The sequence below is a fragment of the Pseudomonas sp. BN505 genome, from assembly GCF_029873175.1.
In the GTDB taxonomy this organism is placed as follows: Bacteria; Pseudomonadota; Gammaproteobacteria; order Pseudomonadales; family Pseudomonadaceae; genus Aquipseudomonas; species Aquipseudomonas putida.
This window is the reverse complement of the sequence record NZ_SSOI01000067.1, coordinates 195518-213596: the sequence shown is the minus strand read 5'-3', so window position 1 is coordinate 213596 and position 18079 is coordinate 195518. Positions and strand designations below refer to the sequence as shown.

Genomic DNA, 18079 nt, shown 5'->3' with positions numbered 1-18079 from the left:
CCTGTCACACAGCTGCAATAATTCCGTTATCTAATGCGGGCCAAGACACCGAATCCAGGAGAGGTTTTGAGCATGGTTGGCAGGAACATTCTGATCGTCGACGACGAAGCACCCATTCGCGAGATGATCGCCGTTGCCCTGGAAATGGCCGGCTATGACTGCCTGGAAGCGGAAAACTCCCAACAGGCCCACGCGATCATCGTCGACCGCAAACCGGACCTGATCCTGCTCGACTGGATGTTGCCCGGCACCTCCGGTATCGAACTGGCCCGCCGCCTGAAGCGTGATGAGCTGACGGGCGACATCCCGATCATCATGCTCACCGCCAAGGGTGAAGAGGACAACAAGATCCAGGGCCTGGAAGTGGGCGCTGACGACTACATCACCAAGCCGTTCTCGCCGCGTGAGCTGGTAGCGCGCCTGAAAGCCGTGCTGCGTCGTACCGGCCCGAGCGACAGCGAAGCACCGATCGAAGTCGGCGGCCTGCTGCTCGACCCGATCAGCCACCGCGTCACCATTGACGGCAAGCCCGCCGAGATGGGCCCCACCGAATACCGCCTGTTGCAGTTCTTCATGACCCACCAGGAGCGCGCCTACACCCGTGGCCAGTTGCTGGACCAGGTGTGGGGCGGCAACGTCTATGTCGAGGAACGCACGGTCGACGTGCACATCCGTCGTCTGCGCAAGGCGCTGGGTGAAGCCTACGAAAATCTGGTACAAACCGTCCGGGGCACTGGCTACCGCTTCTCGACCAAGAGCTGATCGAGCTCCAGAGCGCCAAGCTGCACGTCGTTGTACAAGGACCGTCAATTGAACCAGAACTGGCACGCAACCCTGATTCGCCATCTGTTGTTGCTGATTACCGTCTGCCTGATCGGCGGGCTGGTCAGCGGCTACTATGGCTGGAGCCTGGCCATTGGCCTGGCGCTCTACTTGGGCTGGACCCTCAAGCAACTGCTGCGCCTGCACGACTGGCTGCGCAACCACCAGCCCGATGAAGCACCGCCCGATGGTTACGGCCTGTGGGGCGAGGTGTTCGACAGCATCTACCACCTGCAACGCCGCGACCAGCGCGTGCGGGGCCGTCTGCAGGCAGTGATCGACCGGGTTCAGGAGTCTACCGCCGCGCTGCGCGACGCGGTGATCATGCTCGACAGCGACGGCAACCTGGAATGGTGGAACCGTGCCGCCGAAACCCTGCTGGGCTTCAAGACCCCACAGGACGGTGGCCAGCAGGTCACCAACCTGGTGCGCCACCCACGCTTCAAGGAATACTTCGAGGCGGAGAACTACCTCGAACCGCTGGAAATCCCCTCGCCCATCAACGACCGCATGCGCGTGCAGTTGCACATCACCCGCTACGGCAACAACGAACACCTGATGCTGGTGCGCGATGTCACCCGCATCCACCAGCTGGAACAGATGCGCAAGGACTTCGTCGCCAACGTGTCCCACGAATTGCGCACACCACTGACGGTGATCACGGGTTACCTTGAAACCCTGCTGGACAACGTCGAGGATGTGAACCCGCGCTGGACCCGCGCCCTGCAGCAGATGAGCCAGCAAGGTTCGCGCATGCAGACGCTGCTCAACGACCTGCTGCTGCTGGCCAAGCTGGAAGCCACCGATTACCCGTCGGACAACCAGCCGGTGGCGGTCGAAGCCCTGCTCGCCGCGATCAAGAACGACGCCCAAGCCCTGTCTGGGCCACGCAACCAGCGTATCACCCTCGAAGCCGCGCCCGGCGTCAAGCTGAAGGGCAGCGAGTCGGAACTGCGCAGCGCCTTTTCCAACCTGGTGTTCAACGCGGTGAAGTACACCCAGGACGAGGGCAACATCCGCATCCGCTGGTGGGCCGATGCACAGGGTGCGCACTTGTCTGTGCAGGACTCGGGGGTGGGCATCGACGCCAAGCACTTGCCGCGCCTGACCGAACGCTTTTACCGGGTGGACTCCAGCCGTGCATCAAATACCGGTGGCACCGGGCTGGGGCTGGCGATCGTCAAGCATGTGCTGATGCGCCACCGCGGCAAGCTGGACATCAGCAGCGTGCCGGGCCATGGCAGCACCTTTACCTGTCACTTTGCGCCGACCCAATTGGCCAACGAAAAGGCTTGAGATCGGGGCTGCTGCGCAGCCCTTCGCGGGCACGCCCGCGCCCTCAGGGACCGCAATAAGCCCGCTACCCTTTGCTTTTACGGCCCTAGCCGCTACATTGGATCCCCTGTGCCAGCAAGAGCTGGCACTTTTTTTCTCTCAATCTCAAAGACGGACCCCGTAAAAACTCCATCATGGACCCTTCCCCTGGTATCAGCGTCACCTCGTTATTCGCCGATTTCGGCATGATCATCTTTGCCTTGCTGCTGGTGCTGCTCAACGGCTTTTTCGTTGCCGCCGAGTTCGCCATGGTCAAGCTGCGCGCCACCCGCGTGGAATCCATTGCCGAGCAGCATGGCTGGCGCGGCAACATCCTGCGCAAGGTACACAACCAGCTCGACGCCTACCTGTCGGCCTGCCAGCTGGGCATCACCCTCGCCTCCCTGGGCCTGGGCTGGGTCGGCGAGCCGGCCTTTGCCCACTTGCTCGAGCCGCTGCTCGCGTACTTCGGTGTCGACTCGCCCGAACTGATCAAGGCGATCTCGTTCTTCGTCGCGTTCTTTGTCATTTCCTACCTGCACATCGTGGTCGGTGAGCTGGCGCCCAAGTCCTGGGCCATCCGCAAGCCCGAGCTGCTGTCGCTGTGGACGGCCGTGCCGCTGTACCTGTTCTACTGGGCGATGTACCCGGCCATCTACCTGCTCAATGCCAGCGCCAACACCATCCTGCGCATTGCCGGCCAGGGCGAACCGGGCCCGCACCACGAACACCACTACAGCCGTGAAGAGCTGAAGCTGATCCTGCACTCCAGCCGTGGCCAGGACCCGAGCGACCAAGGCATGCGTGTGCTCGCCTCGGCCGTGGAAATGGGCGAGCTGGAAGTGGTCGACTGGGCCAACTCGCGTGAAGACATGGTCAGCATCGATGCCCATGCGCCGCTGAAGCAGATCCTGGCTTTGATACGTCGCCACAAATTCAGCCGCTACCCGGTGTACGACGCCGAGCGTGAAGAATTCACCGGCCTGCTGCACATCAAGGACCTGCTGCTGGAGCTTGCCGAGCTGGAGCACTTGCCCGAAACCATCGACCTGGACGACCTCGCCCGGCCGCTGGAGCGCGTATCGCGGCACATGCCGCTGTCACAACTGCTGGAGCAGTTCCGCAAGGGCGGCGCGCATTTCGTGCTGGTGGAGGAAGCTGACGGCAAGGTCATCGGCTACCTGACCATGGAAGACGTGCTGGAAGTACTGGTGGGCGATATTCAGGACGAACACCGCAAGACCGAGCGCGGCATCCTCGCCTATCAGCCGGGCAAGCTGCTGGTACGGGGTGATACGCCGCTGTTCAAGGTGGAGCGCCTGCTCGGCATCGACCTTGATCACATCGAGGCGGAAACCCTTGCGGGGCTGATCTACGAGACGCTCAAGCGTGTGCCCGAAGAAGAGGAAGTGCTGGAGGTCGAAGGGCTGCGCATCATCATCAAGAAGATGAAAGGGCCCAAGATCGTGCTGGCCAAGGTGCTCAAGCTGGATTGAGGGGTATGGGGCTGCTGCGCAGCCCATCGCGACGCAAGGCCGCTCCCACAGGGGTTCGCGTAATCCTGTAGGAGCGGCCTTGTGCCGCGAAAGGGCCGCAAAGCGGCCCCAAAAATCTCAAGGGTTACCCGCAGTAAAGTCGGGTAACCCGCTGATCGGCCGGTCGAACCGGTAAGGTATCGACTCCAGCGCCAACCCCACATTGCGCTGCACCACGAAATGCAGGTGCGGGCCTGTGCTGTTGCCGGTATTGCCCGACTTGGCCAGCATCTGCCCCTGGCGTACCCGTTGCCCCTCCGCCACCACCACCGAACCACGCATCAGGTGCAGGTACACACCCATGGTGCCGTCCGGGTGCAGGATCCTGACAAAGTTACCCGAGGGGTTGGGCGCGCGCCCGCTCTGGCTGTTTTCCATCTTCACCACCACGCCCTCGCGCGCCGCGATGATGGTAGTGCCTTCGGGCATGGCGATATCCATGGCGTAGCGCCCTTTGGGCCCAAAATGGCTGACACGGCCGTTAGGGCCCTGGGTGACGCGGAACGGCCCACCGACCCAGGGGAACGCATACCGGAAGCCCTGGGGCCGCTTGCCCGGGTCACCCATGGCCTGCAGCAGGGTCGAACGGTAGTTCAGCAACAGCCCGGGCCGCCCCCTGAGCACGCTAAGCATTTGCGTGGTGCGCGGCGGCAGCAGCCGGCGCACGATACGCGGGGCATCGCCGCCTTGCGCGTTTACCAGGTTGTCCAGGCGCAATTCGACCTCTACCGGCACATGCAGCTCGTTGCGTGCCGAAAAGCTGACGCCGCCGTCGAAGGTTTTCGCGTTCAGCAGCACCTGGCCTTCGAGCGTTTCGACCATGGGCTCGCGCAGCACCAAGGGCTTGGCGCCCGGGCCTGGCCGGTCGGAATATGAGATGACACCGAAGTCGTCGGTGATCTTGTAGAGCGTCACACCCAGGCTCGACGCCGAGGCCATGAGCAATGCACAGAACAGCAGCAGGCGGGCGGGCATGATAGTGGCTTTTTGACAGTTATGATCTATCGAAGCCTAGCAGCGGGTTTTGAGGCAGGTATTGCAGTTGGTCGGATGGCGCTTTCTCTGTGGGAGCGGCCTTGCCGGGGCGCTCCCACAAGGGTTGACCTGCTGCCTGGTTGTCAGGCGCCGGGGGTGAAGTGCTTCTGCGCCGTCCCGCGGGCAATCAGGCGCGACAGGTAATCGAGCTTCTGGGCGTCCTGGTCGACAAACTTGAAGGTCAACTGTAGCCAGTCGCTGTCGGGCTTGGGCTCCAAGGCTGCGACGGCATGCAGGTAGCCGTTCAAACGCGCAACTTCAGCGTTCTCGCCCTGCTCCAGGTCCAGCACGGCGCCCTCCAGCACCTGCGGCAGCGCTTCGCTGCGGCGTACCACCAGCAGTGCCTCTTTCAGGCTCAGCGCCTTGATCACGCACGGTTGCATGCCGCTAGCCAGGCGCAACTGGCCTTGGCCACGCCCCGTCGGAGCAGGGGCCGACGGCGTGGGTGCATTGACCAATGGCTTGGCAGCGCCCGGCGCTGGCGCGGGGGCCGTCACCTTGGCCGCCTCTGGCTTGCCACCTGTCAGGGCACTCAGCGAATCGTTGGCGAATGCCGAGTTGGCCCGCGCCGGGCCGATGGCCATCAGGCTGTCGAGCTTGCCAATCTTGGTCAGCGCCTTTTTCACCTTGGTCAGCAGTTGCTCGTTGGTGAACGGCTTGCCGACAAAGTCGGACACGCCCGCCTGGATCGCCTGAATGACGTTTTCCTTGTCGCCACGGCTGGTCACCATGATGAACTGCAGGTTCTTCAGCGCAGGCTGCTGACGGCACCAGGTGAGCAATTCCAGGCCGGACATTTCCGGCATTTCCCAGTCGCACAGGACCAGGTCGAAGGCTTCCTTGCCGAGCATGGCCATGGCCTTGCGACCATTGACTGCGTCGTCGATGGCCATGCCCGGGAAGGCATTGCGCAGGCACTTGCGGACCAGGTCACGGATAAACGGGGCGTCATCCACGACCAGCACATTCACTTTACTCATCAACACTCCTTCTGAATCCCGACTAGCCTACTGCCAAATAATGGCTATTTGCTACAACCTGGTCACGCCGGGACTTCTTCACATCGTTCGCGGGTGCCTGCCGGCTCCTCGACCGCAAACGAAAACGCCCGGCCGAGGCCGGGCGTCGAAGCTCGGGAGCAACCTTACTTATCGTCAGATTCGCCCGAAACATTAGCCTTTTCGCCATCGGCGACAGCGGTACCCTGCACTTCTGCCGTCATGCGCTTGAGGCCCATGTGGCGCACGTCGGTGCCGCGCACCAGGTAGATCACCAGCTCGGAAATGTTGCGCGCGTGGTCACCGATACGTTCCAGCGAACGCAGCGCCCAGATCACGCTCAGAACCCGCGAGATGGAGCGCGGGTCTTCCATCATGTAGGTCACCAGCTCGCGCAGGGCGGTCTTGTACTCGCGGTCGATGGTCTTGTCGTACTGGGCCACCGACAACGCCAGGTCGGCATCGAAGCGGGCAAAGGCGTCCAGCGCATCGCGAACCATGTTGCGCACCTGGTCGCCAATGTGGCGCACCTCGACGTAGCCGCGCGGCGACTCGCCTTCTTCGCACAGCTGGATGGCGCGGCGGGCGATCTTGGTCGCCTCGTCACCGATGCGTTCAAGGTCGATCACCGACTTGGAAATGCTGATGATCAGGCGCAAGTCAGACGCCGCCGGCTGGCGACGGGCGAGGATACGCACGCATTCCTCGTCGATGTTGCGCTCCATCTGGTTGATCTGCTCGTCGACTTCGCGCACTTGCTGGGCCAGGCCCGAGTCGGCCTCGATCAGCGCCGTAACGGCGTCGTTGACTTGTTTTTCCACCAGGCCACCCATGGCCAGCAGATGGCTGCGCACTTCTTCGAGCTCGGCGTTGAACTGCTGGGAAATATGGTGCGTAAGGCTTTCTTTGTTGATCATCGTTCGCTCCGCGAAGAGGCTGCAAGCTTCATGTAGTTCGTGTCATTCCCTGTGGGAGCGGGCCGCGTGGCTGCTAGCCGTAGCGACCGGTGATGTAGTCTTCGGTCTGTTTCTTCGCCGGGTTGGTGAACAGGGTATCGGTGTCCCCGAATTCGACCAGTTTGCCCATGTACATGAACGCGGTGTAGTCCGAAACCCGGGCCGCCTGCTGCATGTTGTGGGTCACGATGACGATGGTGTACTTGGATTTCAATTCGTAGATCAGTTCTTCAACCTTCAGGGTCGAGATCGGGTCCAGTGCCGAGCAAGGTTCGTCGAGCAACAGCACTTCCGGTTCCACGGCAATGGTGCGGGCGATGACCAGACGTTGCTGCTGGCCGCCGGACAGGCCCAGCGCCGACTCGTGCAGGCGGTCCTTGACCTCGTCCCACAGGGCCGCGCCTTTCAGCGCCCACTCGACAGCTTCGTCCAGCACACGCTTCTTGTTGATGCCCTGGATACGCAGGCCGTAGACCACGTTCTCGTAGATGGTCTTGGGGAACGGGTTGGGCTTCTGGAACACCATGCCCACACGGCGGCGCAGCTCGGCCACGTCTTCGCCCTTGCGGTAGATGTTGTTGCCGTACAGGTTGATGGCGCCTTCCACGCGGCAGCCGTCAACCAGGTCGTTCATGCGGTTGAAGGTGCGCAGCAGGGTCGACTTGCCGCAGCCGGACGGGCCGATGAAGGCGGTCACGCGCTGCTTGGGAATGTTCATGCTGACATCGAACAGCGCCTGCTTGTCGCCATAGAACAGGCTCAGGCCCGGCACTTCGATGGCCACGGTTTCTTCGGCCAGTTGCAGGCCCTGCTTGTTGCGGCCCAGGGCAGACATGTCGATGCCGTGGGTATGAGAATCTTGCTGCATGGTCTCACTCCGTTTGTAGCTGCGAGCTTGAAGCTGCAAGCTGCAAGTTAGGGCAAAGCGGCAATCTGCTTGGAGCTTGCCGCTTGTGACTTAAAGCTCTGATCAGCTGTCCAGCGCCTTGTACTTCTCGCGCAGGTGGTTGCGGATCCACACGGCCGAGAGGTTGAGGGAGGCGATCACCAGTACCAGCAGCAGTGCCGTGGCGTACACCAGCGGCCGCGCGGCCTCGACGTTCGGGCTCTGGAAGCCGACGTCATAGATGTGGAAGCCCAGGTGCATGATCTTCTGGTCCAGGTGAAGGTACGGGTAGTTGCCGTCCACTGGCAGCGAAGGCGCCAGCTTCACCACACCCACCAGCATCAGCGGGGCCACTTCACCGGCGGCGCGGGCCACGGCGAGGATCATGCCGGTCATCATGGCCGGGCTGGCCATGGGCAAGACAATCTTCCACAGCGTCTCGGCCTTGGTCGCGCCCAGGGCCAGCGAGCCCTCGCGTACGGTACGCGGAATACGCGCCAGGCCTTCTTCGGTGGCCACGATCACCACCGGTACGGCCAGCAGTGCCAGGGTCAATGATGCCCACAGCAGGCCCGGGGTACCCAGGGTAGGCGCCGGCAGTGCTTCAGGAAAGAACAGGCGGTCGATAGAACCACCCAGCACGTAGACGAAGAAGCCCAGGCCGAACACGCCGTAGACAATCGCCGGCACGCCAGCCAGGTTGTTCACCGCAATGCGGATCAGGCGGGTCACCGGGCCTTGCCGTGCGTATTCGCGCAGGTAGACGGCAGCCAGCACACCGAACGGGGTGACGATCACGGCCATGATCAGGGTCATCATCACGGTACCGAAAATGGCGGGGAAGATACCGCCTTCAGTGTTGGCTTCACGCGGGTCATCGCTGAGGAATTCCCACACCTTGGCAAAGTAGGTACCCAGCTTGGTGAAGCCGGACATGCCGTTCGGCTGGATGGCGTGCACCACCTTGCTCAGGTTGATTTCCACTTCGCGGCCGTTGCCATCGCGTGCCACCAGGCTGTCGCGGGCGAAGGCCTGGTGCAGGCCGCTCAAGCGGTCTTCGATGCCCTTGTAGCGGCTGTTCAGCTCGGCGCGGTCGGCGTCCATGTCGGCCTGGGCGGCGGCGTCCAGCTTGCCGTCCAGCTCCAGCTTGCGGGCCTGCAGGCGCAGGCGCTCGAGGCCATGGTTGATGGCACCGATGTCCTTCTTCTCCAGCTGCTGCAGCTCACCGTTGAGCTGGCTGGCGCGCTTGAGGCGGGCCTGCAGTTCGTTCCAGGCAGCAGGGCCTTCGGCAACCACGCGGCCTTCTTCCTTGACGCTGACCAGGTAGCCATAGAAGTTGCCCCACTCGCGGCGCTCCAGGGCGATGAGGTCGGCCGGGCGCTGTTCATCGACCAGCCAGTCGCCGACCACCCAGGTGAAATCGCTGCCGTTGAGGTCGCGGTTACCCACCTTGATCAGCTCGCGGGTCATGAACTCCGGGCCCTGCTCCGGTACCGGCAGGCCGGCCCCCTTCAGGCGGGCACGGGGTACCTCTTCCTTTTGCACCACTTCGCCGATGACGATGTGGTCAGCCTGGCCCGGTACCTTGTAGGTGGCCTGGACAAGATCGGCCGGCCAGAAGTGGCCCAGGCCGCGCACGGCAATTACCGCCAGCAGGCCAACGGTCATGATCACCGCCATGGCCACGGCGCCGCCGCTCATCCAGACGCCTGGGGCGCCGCTCTTGAACCAGCCTTTGAGGGAATCCTTTTTCACGGATCGCTACCTTTCTATCAAAGCGACGAGTATTTCTTGCGCAGACGCTGGCGAATCAGCTCGGCCAAGGTGTTCATGACGAACGTGAACATCAACAGCACCAGCGCGGCCAGGAACAGCACGCGGTAGTGGCTGCCACCGACTTCCGATTCCGGCATTTCCACGGCCACGTTGGCGGCCAGGGTGCGCATGCCCTCGAACAGGTTCATCTCCATCACCGGAGTGTTGCCGGTGGCCATCAGCACGATCATGGTCTCGCCCACCGCACGGCCCATGCCGATCATCAGCGCCGAGAAGATACCCGGGCTGGCGGTGAGGATGACCACGCGGGTCAGGGTCTGCCAAGGCGTCGCACCCAGCGCCAGCGAGCCCAGGGTCAGGCTGCGCGGCACGCTGAACACGGCGTCTTCGGCAATGGAATAGATGTTCGGGATGACCGCAAAGCCCATGGCGATACCCACGACCAGGGCGTTGCGCTGGTCGTAGGTGATGCCCAGGTCGTTGGTGATCCACAGGCGCATGTCACCGCCGAAGAACCAGTTTTCCAGGTGCGGGCTCATGGTCAGGGCGAACCAGCCGGTGAACAGGATGACCGGTATCAGGATCGCGGCTTCCCAACCATCGGGCACACGCAGGCGGATCGACTCCGGCAGGCGGCTCCAGGTGAAGCCGGCCAGCAGGATGCCGAGCGGCATCAGCAGGAACAGGCTGAACACGCCTGGCAGGTGGCCTTCGAGGTAAGGGGCCAGGAACAGGCCGGCGAAGAAGCCGAGGATCACCGTCGGCATCGCTTCCATCAACTCGATCACCGGCTTGACCTTGCGGCGCATGCCCGGGGCCATGAAGTAGGCGGTGTAGATGGCGGCGGCAATGGCCAGCGGGGCGGCCAGGATCATCGCGTAGAACGCGGCTTTCAGCGTACCGAAGGTCAGCGGCGAAAGGCTCAGCTTGGGTTCGAAGTCGGTATTGGAAGCGGTCGATTGCCAGACGTATTTCGGTTCGTCGTAGTTCTCGTACCACACCTTGCCCCACAGCGCGCTGAAGGAGACTTCAGGGTGCGGGTTGCGCAGGCTCAGCGGCAGCAGCTTGCCGCCTTCTTCAATAATGATGCGGTTGGCACGCGGCGACAGGGCCAGAATACCAGGGCCTTCGGCAGCGGGCTCGACCAACAGGGTGCGGTGCGCGGTGCTGTGGAACACGCCCAGCTTGCCGTCGGCGTCCAGGGCGATGAAGCCCTTGCGGCGCTCTTCGGCGTCAATCTGCACAACCGGGGCCTTGCCCATCTGGAAGGTACGGATCTGCTTGAAGCGCGATTCGCCGTCCGGGTCTCGTGCCATGAACCATTGGGCCAGGCCACCTTTGGAGTCACCGATGATCAGCGATATGCCGCCGACCAACTGGGCGCTGGCGGTAATTTCGGTGTCAGCGCTTTCGGCCAGCTTGTAGCGGCCGTTGAGGCTCTTGTCACGCAGGCTGAACACGTCGGCGGTGGCGCGGCCGTTGATCACGTAGAGCCACTGCTGACGCGGGTCGATGAAGATGTTCTTCACTGCTTCGGTCATCTGCGGCAGCACGATACGGTTCTGCTCGGTGGTGACCTCTTCGGTCATCATGTTTTCGGTGCGGGTCAGCTGCACCACCTGCAGGTGCGCGCCGGTGGACCCGGCCAATACCAGGGTGTCGCCATTGACGTTGACGTTGACGTGCTCCAGCGCACGGCCCTGTTCGTCGAGCACGAACGGCTGCTCGCCGTAGGGGTAGTCGATGCCGGGGGTGATGGTTTTCTTGTTGTCCGGGTAGGTGATCTTGTAGGTGTGGTGGAACACCAGCGCCTGACCATTGGACAAGCCCAGCACCACCAACGGGCTGCCCGGCTGGTCGCTACTGATCGAGGTTACCTGGGTGTCTGCCGGCACTGGCAGGTCGACCCGCTTGAGCTCGTTACCGGTCTTGGTATCGAAGAACAGTGCCTGGCCCTTGTCCGAAACTCGCATCCCCACCAGGTTCTGTTCTTCAAGCGCAATCAGCAGCGGCTTGCCGGCATCCTGCTGCAGCCAGGTCGGCTCCAGGGCCTTCTTGCTGGTCAGCTCGGCACCTTGGAACAGTGGCAACACCACATAGGCCAGGTAGAAGAAGATCAAGGTGATTGCCGCCAATACGGCAAGCCCGCCCACCAGCACGTACCAGCGGGTCAGGCGGTCCTTCAGCGCGCGGATGCGGCGCTTGCGTTGCAACTCGGGCGTATTGAAATCAATGCGCACGGGCTGGGAGTTTTGGGTCATGTTGGAATTGGCCAGATCATTCATGCGCACACCCTAGCGGTCCCGTGTGACAAAAACATTACAAAGTGGTGACGCACGAAAGCCCGCCGCACAGGGGACCTGGCTTCGGACTGGAAATTCGTGGAAGAGGCCGGGCGTCAGCACCGGCCCCTTCTTCAGTTACTTACTTCTTTGCTACGTTACCAGCGTGCGACAGGCCCAGGTCAGCCAGGGTCTTGGCGACGACTTTGGACGGCAGCGGGATGTAGCCATCCTTCACCACGACCTGCTGGCCCGCTTGCGACAGCACCAGCTTGACGAACTCGGCTTCCAGCGGGGCCAGAGGCTTGTTCGGGGCCTTGTTGACGTAGACGTACAGGAAGCGCGACAGCGGGTACTTGCCGTTCAGGGCGTTTTCTTCGTTGTCCTCGATGTACTCGGTGCTGCCTTTCTTGGCCAGCGGAACAGTCTTCACGCTGGCGGTCTTGTAGCCGATACCCGAATAGCCGATGCCGTTCAGCGAGCTGCTGATCGACTGCACGACCGAAGCCGAGCCAGGCTGTTCGTTCACGTTAGGCTTGAAGTCGCCTTTGCACAGGGCTTCTTCCTTGAAGTAGCCGTAGGTGCCCGACACCGAGTTACGGCCGAACAGCTGCACTGGCTTGTTGGCCAGGTCGCCGGTCACACCCAGGTCGCCCCAGGTTTTCACGTCTGCTTTGCCACCGCACAGGCGGGTGGAGGAGAAGACCGCGTCGACCTGCTCCATGGTCAGGCCTTTGATCGGGTTGTCCTTGTGCACGAACACGGCCAGGGCGTCGACGGCGACCGGGATGGCGGTCGGCTTGTAGCCGTACTTCTGCTCGAAGGCCTGCAGCTCGACGTCCTTCATCTTGCGGCTCATCGGGCCGAGGTTCGCGGTGCCTTCGGTCAGCGCGGGTGGCGCAGTGGAAGAGCCGGCAGCCTGGATCTGGATGTTTACGTTCGGATATTCCTTCTTGTAGGCCTCGGCCCACAGAGTCATCAGGTTCGCGAGGGTATCGGAACCGACGCTGGAGAGGTTGCCCGAAACACCGGTGGTTTTGGTGTAGGTCGGGATTGCAGGATCGACAGCGGCTACCGCGTTGGCGGTTGCAACGCCAGCGGCGGCAAAGGTGAGGGCCGCCATCAAACGCTTCAGTTTCATGCCTTGCTCCTAGCAGGAATATTGGGGTGTTGGATGGAACGGGCCCAAGTATCGGCAGGCCGCATGAACACGATATGACTTCATTGTGACAATTGGATGAAAGGCCATCACTGATAGCAGGTCTGGCCTCTTCGCGGGCGTGCCCGCGAAGAGGCCAGCAGCCCCGAAACAGATCAGCGCTTGTTGGCGAGCAGGTACAGGCCCACGGCCAGACCAACGGCGCACAGCCCTGCCACATAGTAGGCAGGCGCCATCGGGCTTACTTTCAGCAGCGCGGTCACCACCATCGGCGTCAAACCGCCGAAGATCGCGTAGGCCACGTTGTACGAGAACGACAGCCCGCTGAAGCGCACCGCCGCCGGGAATGCCTTGACCATTACATAAGGCACCGCGCCGATCACACCCACGCACAGGCCGGTCAGCGCGTACAGCGGGAACAGCAGCTCGGGCCGGGTCGGCAGGCTGTGGTAGAAGGTCCAGGAGCTGGCCAGCAGCAACAGGCTGCCGATCACGAACACCCGCCCCGCGCCAAAGCGGTCGGCCAGGCTGCCAGCGCCGATGCAGCCGAAGCTGAGCAGCACGATGGCCATGCTGTTGGCCTTGAGCGAGTCGATCGGGCTGATGTGGTAGAAGCTCTGCAGCAGCGCAGGAGTCATCAGGATAACCACCACGATACCGGCCGACAGCATCCAGGTCAGCAGCATCGACAGGATGATCGGGCCGCGGTGGTCGCGCAGCACGGCGCGTAGCGGCAGCTCCTCGGCCAGCGCCTTGCGTTGCTGCATCTCGGCGAACACCGGGGTTTCGTGCAGCCAGCGGCGCAGGTACACCGAGAACAGGCCGAACACACCGCCGAGCAGGAACGGAATACGCCAGGCGTAATCGGCCACTTCTTCAGCGCTGTACACGCTGTTGATCAGGGTTGCCACCAGCGAGCCCAGCAGAATGCCCGCCGTCAGGCCTGCGGTGAGGGTGCCGCAGGCATAGCCGGTGTTGCGCGCCGGTACGTGCTCGGAGACGAACACCCAGGCGCCCGGCACCTCGCCACCAATCGCAGCGCCCTGGATCACCCGCATCAGCAGCAGCAGGATCGGCGCCCACATGCCGATTTGTGCATAGGTAGGCAGCAGGCCCATGATCAGGGTCGGCAGGGCCATCATGAAGATGCTCAGGGTGAACATCTTCTTGCGCCCGAGCAGGTCACCGAAGTGGGCCATGATGATGCCGCCCAGCGGCCGCGCCAGGTAGCCGGCGGCGAAGATGCCGAACGTTTGCATCAGGCGCAGCCACTCGGGCATGTCGGCCGGGAAGAACAGCTTGCCGACCACCGTGGCGAAGAACACGAAGATGATGAAGTCGTAGAACTCCAGTGCGCCACCCAGGGCGGACAGTGAGAGTGTCTTGTAATCACTGCGGGTCAGCGGCCGCGGGGGCTGCTCGATACTGCTCGGCACGGAAGTCATCGCTCGTTGTTCTCTTGTAGGGCATGCAGGCCGCTTGGCACGCGGCTTCTGGATTGGGAGACAGGCGAAGATAGCAAATTGCCGAGGCGCGCCGAAAGCGATACAAAATCCATACAGATATTCATGAATGCGCGGTCGTCGCTGGCGGTTATGCTCTATATACTGGCGATTCGTAGGAAAAGGTTGCTGCCAGCGTGGGATGTTGTGCGAAAACGCCGGTCTTTATGTCAGACGGTTTCGCAGAGTTTCCCTACGGCCGTCCAGTGAAACGAAATCGGCGTAGTATGTTTCAAGCTGAATCGTTTACCCGGCCTTTGCGCCACATCAACGGAAAGCGTCACGGGTCAGAGGCCCCATCGCATGATTGAGCTCGAACAAGAAGATCCAATCCCGCAAGGCGACCTGGCCTTGCAGATCACCGCACTCCCGCGCGAGACCAACGGATTTGGCGACATCTTCGGCGGCTGGCTGGTTGCCCAGATGGACCTGGCCGGCACCGCCATGGCCAGCCGCGTCGCCGGTGGCCGCGTGGCGACCGTGGCCATCGAACGCATGGCGTTCCTGGTACCCGTCGCGGTGGGCGCACAGCTGTCGTTCTATACCCAGACCCTGGAAATCGGCCGCAGCTCGATCCAGATGATGGTCGAAGTGTGGAGCGACGACCCGTTGTCCAGTGAATGGCGCAAGGTGACCGAAGCAGCATTCGTCTTCGTTGCCATCGACGGCAGTGGCCGCACCCGTTCCGTGCCTCGTCGCTGAGCCACGCGGGCGGTAAACTCATTGCATGTGCCCGGGTCCAAGGCCCACTGGCAATCAATGAGACTAACGCAATGGCTACCTACCAGGTCGTAACCGAGCAACATGGCGAACTCAACTGCTGGCGTATCAGCAGCGACCGCGCCGAACTCCTGATCGCCCAGCAGGGCGCGCAGATCCTCAGCTACCAGCGGGTCGGCGAGCCGCCGCTGCTGTGGCTGAGCGACCAAGCCATCTTCCGCCAGGGCAAGTCGGTCCGCGCCGGTGTGCCGGTGTGCTGGCCGTGGTTCGGCAACCTGCAGCGCAACCCCCAAGCCGTTCAGGCCATGTACCACGGCGAGCAGGCGCCTGCTCACGGGCTGGCGCGCTCGCGTGACTGGCAGCTGCTAGGTATCGAGGAAGCGGGCACCGGCCTGCGCATCGAATTCCAGTTGCCTGAAGCGCGGGGCGATCTACCCGGCTGGCCTCATGATGTCGAACTGAAGCTGGTGGTGGAGCTGGACGAGGCGCTGAAGCTGAACCTGACCAGCCGCAACATGGGCAACACCCCCGTTACTATCAGCCAGGCACTGCACAGCTACTTCGCGGTCAGCGATGTGCGCCAGGCGCGGGTCGAAGGCGTCGAAGGCCTGGGCTATATCGAAACGCTGGCGGGCTGGGAACAGCGTCAGCAGCAGGGGGCACTGGCGTTTGCCGGGGAGACTGACCGGATCTACCTCGACACCCCTTCGCAATTGAGCATTGTCGACCCGCACTGGAACCGGCGGATAAACCTGACCAGCAGCGGCTCGCGGTCGGCGGTGATCTGGAACCCATGGACTGATCGGGCGCGGGAGCTGGCGGACATGGCTGACGACGGCTGGCAGCGGATGCTGTGCATCGAGACGGCGAATGTGTGGAATGACCTGGTGGAATTGAAGCCTGGGGCGAGTCATTCGCTGGGTGTACAGATCGGTTGTGAAATGATCTGAGGCCTGAAATGTTTTTGCCGGCCTCTTCGCGGGCTTGCCCGCTCCCACAGGTTCTCCACAAGCCTCGAAGATTGTGGGTTACCTGTGGGAGCGGGCAAGCCCGCGAAGAGGCCGGGCCAGGTGTCAGAGGTCGGCGTCTTCCACCACCCTCACCTTCCCCGCATCCAGCGCATAGGCCGCATCGGCCAGGTCATTGCTGACCTTTTCCACCTTCAGCTTGCCGCTGACCCACAGCGGTGTGTAGATATCATCGATCTTCAACCCTTTCGGGTAGCGCACCAGCACCAGCTGGTTCGGCGGCGGAGGCGGCACATGGATGCACGCGCCTGGGTAAGGCACCAGGAAGAACAGCGTGCTGTTGCCCTTGGCGTCGCTTTCCAGTGGCACCGGGTAGCCGCCCAGGCGAATGTCCTTGCCGTTCATGGCCGCCACGGTCTTGGTCGAATACATCACCGCTGGCAGGCCCTTGCTCTGCTTCAGCCCGCCCTTGTCGGTAAAGGTGCCCATGGCTTCCGGCGAGTTGTGGTCGATTTCGGGCATTTGCTCGAGCGCCTTCTGGTCCGACTTGGGCATCAGCTCCAGCCAGTCGGTTTCAGGCAATTCGGCATGGGCCAGGGTACTGGCCAACAATAGGGGGACGAGGAAAAAGGCTCGCATGGCAATGCTCGGCAGCTCGAATGAATTGCCGGGCATTCTAACCAGTATTCAGCGTTTCTTGATGAATCCGTAGATCACCAGAAGGACCACGGCGCCGACCAGCGCGCCAAGGAAGCCCGCCGCCTGCCCGGCCTGGTAGATGCCCAGGGCCTGGCCGCCATAAGTAGCCAACAAGGAGCCGGCGATACCCAGCAGGATGGTCATGATCCAGCCCATGCTGTCGTCGCCCGGCTTGATGAAGCGGGCCAGCAGGCCGACGATGAGGCCGATGAAGATGGTTCCAATGATGCCCATGGCAATCCCTCTGCAGTGAATATGGAACAAGCCAAAGCCTAGACGGGCTTTAGCTTGTTGCCATGTTCAGAGGGCAAGCCGCTTGCAGAAGTTCGATTTACAGCCCGATCAGTTGCTGATCAGAGCCTCTACCTCGGCAATCTTGCGCTCGAGGGTGGCCATGTCATGGCAGCGCAGGGTGGCGTGGCCAACCTTGCGGCCGACCTTGAAGGCCTTGCCGTAGTGGTGCAGGTGGCAGTCGCCGATGGCGACAACCTTGTCCACGGCCGGCACTTCACCGATGAAGTTGAGCATCGCGCTCTCGCCCACCTTGGCGGTCGAGCCCAGCGGCAGGCCGGCAACGGCGCGCAGGTGGTTCTCGAACTGGCTGCACTCGGCACCTTCAATCGTCCAGTGCCCGGAATTGTGCACGCGCGGGGCGATTTCGTTGGCCTTCAGGCCACCGTCAACCTCGAAGAACTCGAAGGCCATGACGCCGACGTAGTCCAGCTTCTGCAGCACACGGCCCACGTAGTCTTCGGCCAGGGCCTGCAGCGGGTGCGCCTGGCTGGCTACCGACAGGCGCAGGATGCCGCTTTCGTGGGTGTTGTGCACCAGCGGGTAGAAGCGGGTTTCGCCATCACGGGCACGCACGGCCACCAGCGACACTTCGCCGGTAAACGGTACGAAGCCTTCCAGCAGGCACGGCACGCTGCCCAGCTCGGCGAAGGTGCCTACCACGTCTTCTGGCGTGCGCAGCACCTTCTGGCCCTTGCCGTCGTAACCCAGGGTGCGGGTTTTCAGCACGGCCGGCAGGCCGATGCTGGCTACCGCAGCGTCCAGGTCTGCCTGGGAGAGGATGTCGGCGAAGGCCGGGGTCGGGATACCCAGGTCGCGGAACATGCTCTTTTCAAACAGACGGTCGCGGGCGATGCGCAGCGCTTCGGCGCTGGGGTACACCGGCACGAACTGCGAGAGGAAGGCCACGGTCTCGGCCGGGACGCTTTCGAACTCGAAGGTGACCAGGTCGACTTCGTCGGCCAGCTGGCGCAGGTGGTCCTGGTCGCCGTAGTCGGCCCGCAGGTGCTCGCCCAACGGCGCGGCACAAGCATCCGGTGCCGGGTCGAGGAAAGCGAAGTTCATGCCCAGCGGGGTGCCCGCCAGGGCCAGCATGCGGCCCAGCTGGCCGCCACCGATTACACCGATCTTCATGG

The 18079-nt window shown here is 62.7% G+C and carries 16 protein-coding genes; 5 read left to right on the top strand and 11 right to left on the bottom strand.

The window, feature by feature from the left end:
* Positions 1 to 72: 72 nt before the first annotated feature.
* The 3 genes from phoB (at position 73) to E8E78_RS23420 (ending at position 3632) form a co-directional block, all read left to right on the top strand.
* On the top strand, positions 73 to 762 hold the full coding sequence (gene phoB / locus E8E78_RS23430) for a phosphate regulon transcriptional regulator PhoB (protein ID WP_003253341.1): 690 nt from the start codon (positions 73 to 75) through the stop codon (positions 760 to 762).
* 48 nt (positions 763 to 810) lie between these two features.
* Complete coding sequence (gene phoR / locus E8E78_RS23425) at positions 811 to 2118, top strand: phosphate regulon sensor histidine kinase PhoR (RefSeq protein WP_041167940.1); 1308 nt, start codon at positions 811 to 813, stop codon at positions 2116 to 2118.
* Positions 2119 to 2291: 173 nt separating this feature from the next.
* On the top strand, positions 2292 to 3632 hold the full coding sequence (locus E8E78_RS23420) for a hemolysin family protein (protein ID WP_016502249.1): 1341 nt from the start codon (positions 2292 to 2294) through the stop codon (positions 3630 to 3632).
* A gap of 117 nt (positions 3633 to 3749) precedes the next feature.
* Here E8E78_RS23420 and E8E78_RS23415 read toward each other — a convergent pair whose 3' ends face one another.
* The 8 genes from E8E78_RS23415 to E8E78_RS23380 form a co-directional block, all read right to left on the bottom strand.
* Positions 3750 to 4646 (bottom strand): peptidoglycan DD-metalloendopeptidase family protein, encoded by an 897-nt coding sequence (locus tag E8E78_RS23415; RefSeq protein WP_049277684.1) that lies wholly within the window; start codon positions 4644 to 4646, stop codon positions 3750 to 3752.
* Positions 4647 to 4789: 143 nt separating this feature from the next.
* Positions 4790 to 5686, bottom strand: a complete 897-nt coding sequence (locus E8E78_RS23410; protein WP_059394544.1) for a response regulator — start codon at positions 5684 to 5686, stop codon at positions 4790 to 4792.
* A gap of 164 nt (positions 5687 to 5850) precedes the next feature.
* The gene (gene phoU, locus E8E78_RS23405; protein ID WP_049277688.1) at positions 5851 to 6621 is read right to left on the bottom strand and encodes a phosphate signaling complex protein PhoU; all 771 of its coding nucleotides are present in this window, start codon (positions 6619 to 6621) and stop codon (positions 5851 to 5853) included.
* 73 nt (positions 6622 to 6694) lie between these two features.
* Complete coding sequence (gene pstB / locus E8E78_RS23400; RefSeq protein WP_016502253.1) at positions 6695 to 7528, bottom strand: phosphate ABC transporter ATP-binding protein PstB; 834 nt, start codon at positions 7526 to 7528, stop codon at positions 6695 to 6697.
* 102 nt (positions 7529 to 7630) lie between these two features.
* Positions 7631 to 9247, bottom strand: coding sequence for a phosphate ABC transporter permease PstA (pstA, locus tag E8E78_RS23395; RefSeq protein WP_280312761.1), 1617 nt, complete (start codon positions 9245 to 9247; stop codon positions 7631 to 7633).
* A 71-nt stretch (positions 9248 to 9318) separates the two neighbouring features.
* Entirely contained in the window at positions 9319 to 11607 is a 2289-nt protein-coding gene (locus tag E8E78_RS23390; protein WP_049277689.1) for an ABC transporter permease subunit, read from the bottom strand.
* A 139-nt stretch (positions 11608 to 11746) separates the two neighbouring features.
* The gene (locus E8E78_RS23385) at positions 11747 to 12745 is read right to left on the bottom strand and encodes a phosphate ABC transporter substrate-binding protein PstS (protein WP_049277691.1); all 999 of its coding nucleotides are present in this window, start codon (positions 12743 to 12745) and stop codon (positions 11747 to 11749) included.
* 173 nt (positions 12746 to 12918) lie between these two features.
* Positions 12919 to 14208 (bottom strand): MFS transporter, encoded by a 1290-nt coding sequence (locus E8E78_RS23380; protein WP_049277693.1) that lies wholly within the window; start codon positions 14206 to 14208, stop codon positions 12919 to 12921.
* Between the two features lie 360 nt (positions 14209 to 14568).
* Here E8E78_RS23380 and E8E78_RS23375 point away from each other — a divergent pair, with 360 nt between their 5' ends.
* Both E8E78_RS23375 and E8E78_RS23370 read left to right on the top strand, forming a co-directional pair.
* Positions 14569 to 14967 carry an acyl-CoA thioesterase gene (locus E8E78_RS23375; RefSeq protein ID WP_016489852.1) on the top strand — a complete coding sequence of 133 codons (399 nt, stop codon included), beginning with the start codon at positions 14569 to 14571 and terminating at the stop codon, positions 14965 to 14967.
* Between the two features lie 71 nt (positions 14968 to 15038).
* Positions 15039 to 15935, top strand: coding sequence for a D-hexose-6-phosphate mutarotase (locus E8E78_RS23370; RefSeq protein ID WP_061204047.1), 897 nt, complete (start codon positions 15039 to 15041; stop codon positions 15933 to 15935).
* A 123-nt stretch (positions 15936 to 16058) separates the two neighbouring features.
* On the opposite strand, the gene E8E78_RS23365 is transcribed toward E8E78_RS23370, so the two are convergent.
* From E8E78_RS23365 to E8E78_RS23355, 3 genes are all read right to left on the bottom strand, one after another.
* Positions 16059 to 16592, bottom strand: coding sequence for a DUF3299 domain-containing protein (locus E8E78_RS23365; RefSeq protein WP_161775560.1), 534 nt, complete (start codon positions 16590 to 16592; stop codon positions 16059 to 16061).
* Between the two features lie 48 nt (positions 16593 to 16640).
* Positions 16641 to 16886 (bottom strand): GlsB/YeaQ/YmgE family stress response membrane protein, encoded by a 246-nt coding sequence (locus E8E78_RS23360; RefSeq protein ID WP_003253308.1) that lies wholly within the window; start codon positions 16884 to 16886, stop codon positions 16641 to 16643.
* A 108-nt stretch (positions 16887 to 16994) separates the two neighbouring features.
* Complete coding sequence (locus E8E78_RS23355; RefSeq protein ID WP_016502259.1) at positions 16995 to 18077, bottom strand: 5-(carboxyamino)imidazole ribonucleotide synthase; 1083 nt, start codon at positions 18075 to 18077, stop codon at positions 16995 to 16997.
* Positions 18078 to 18079: the final 2 nt, after the last annotated feature.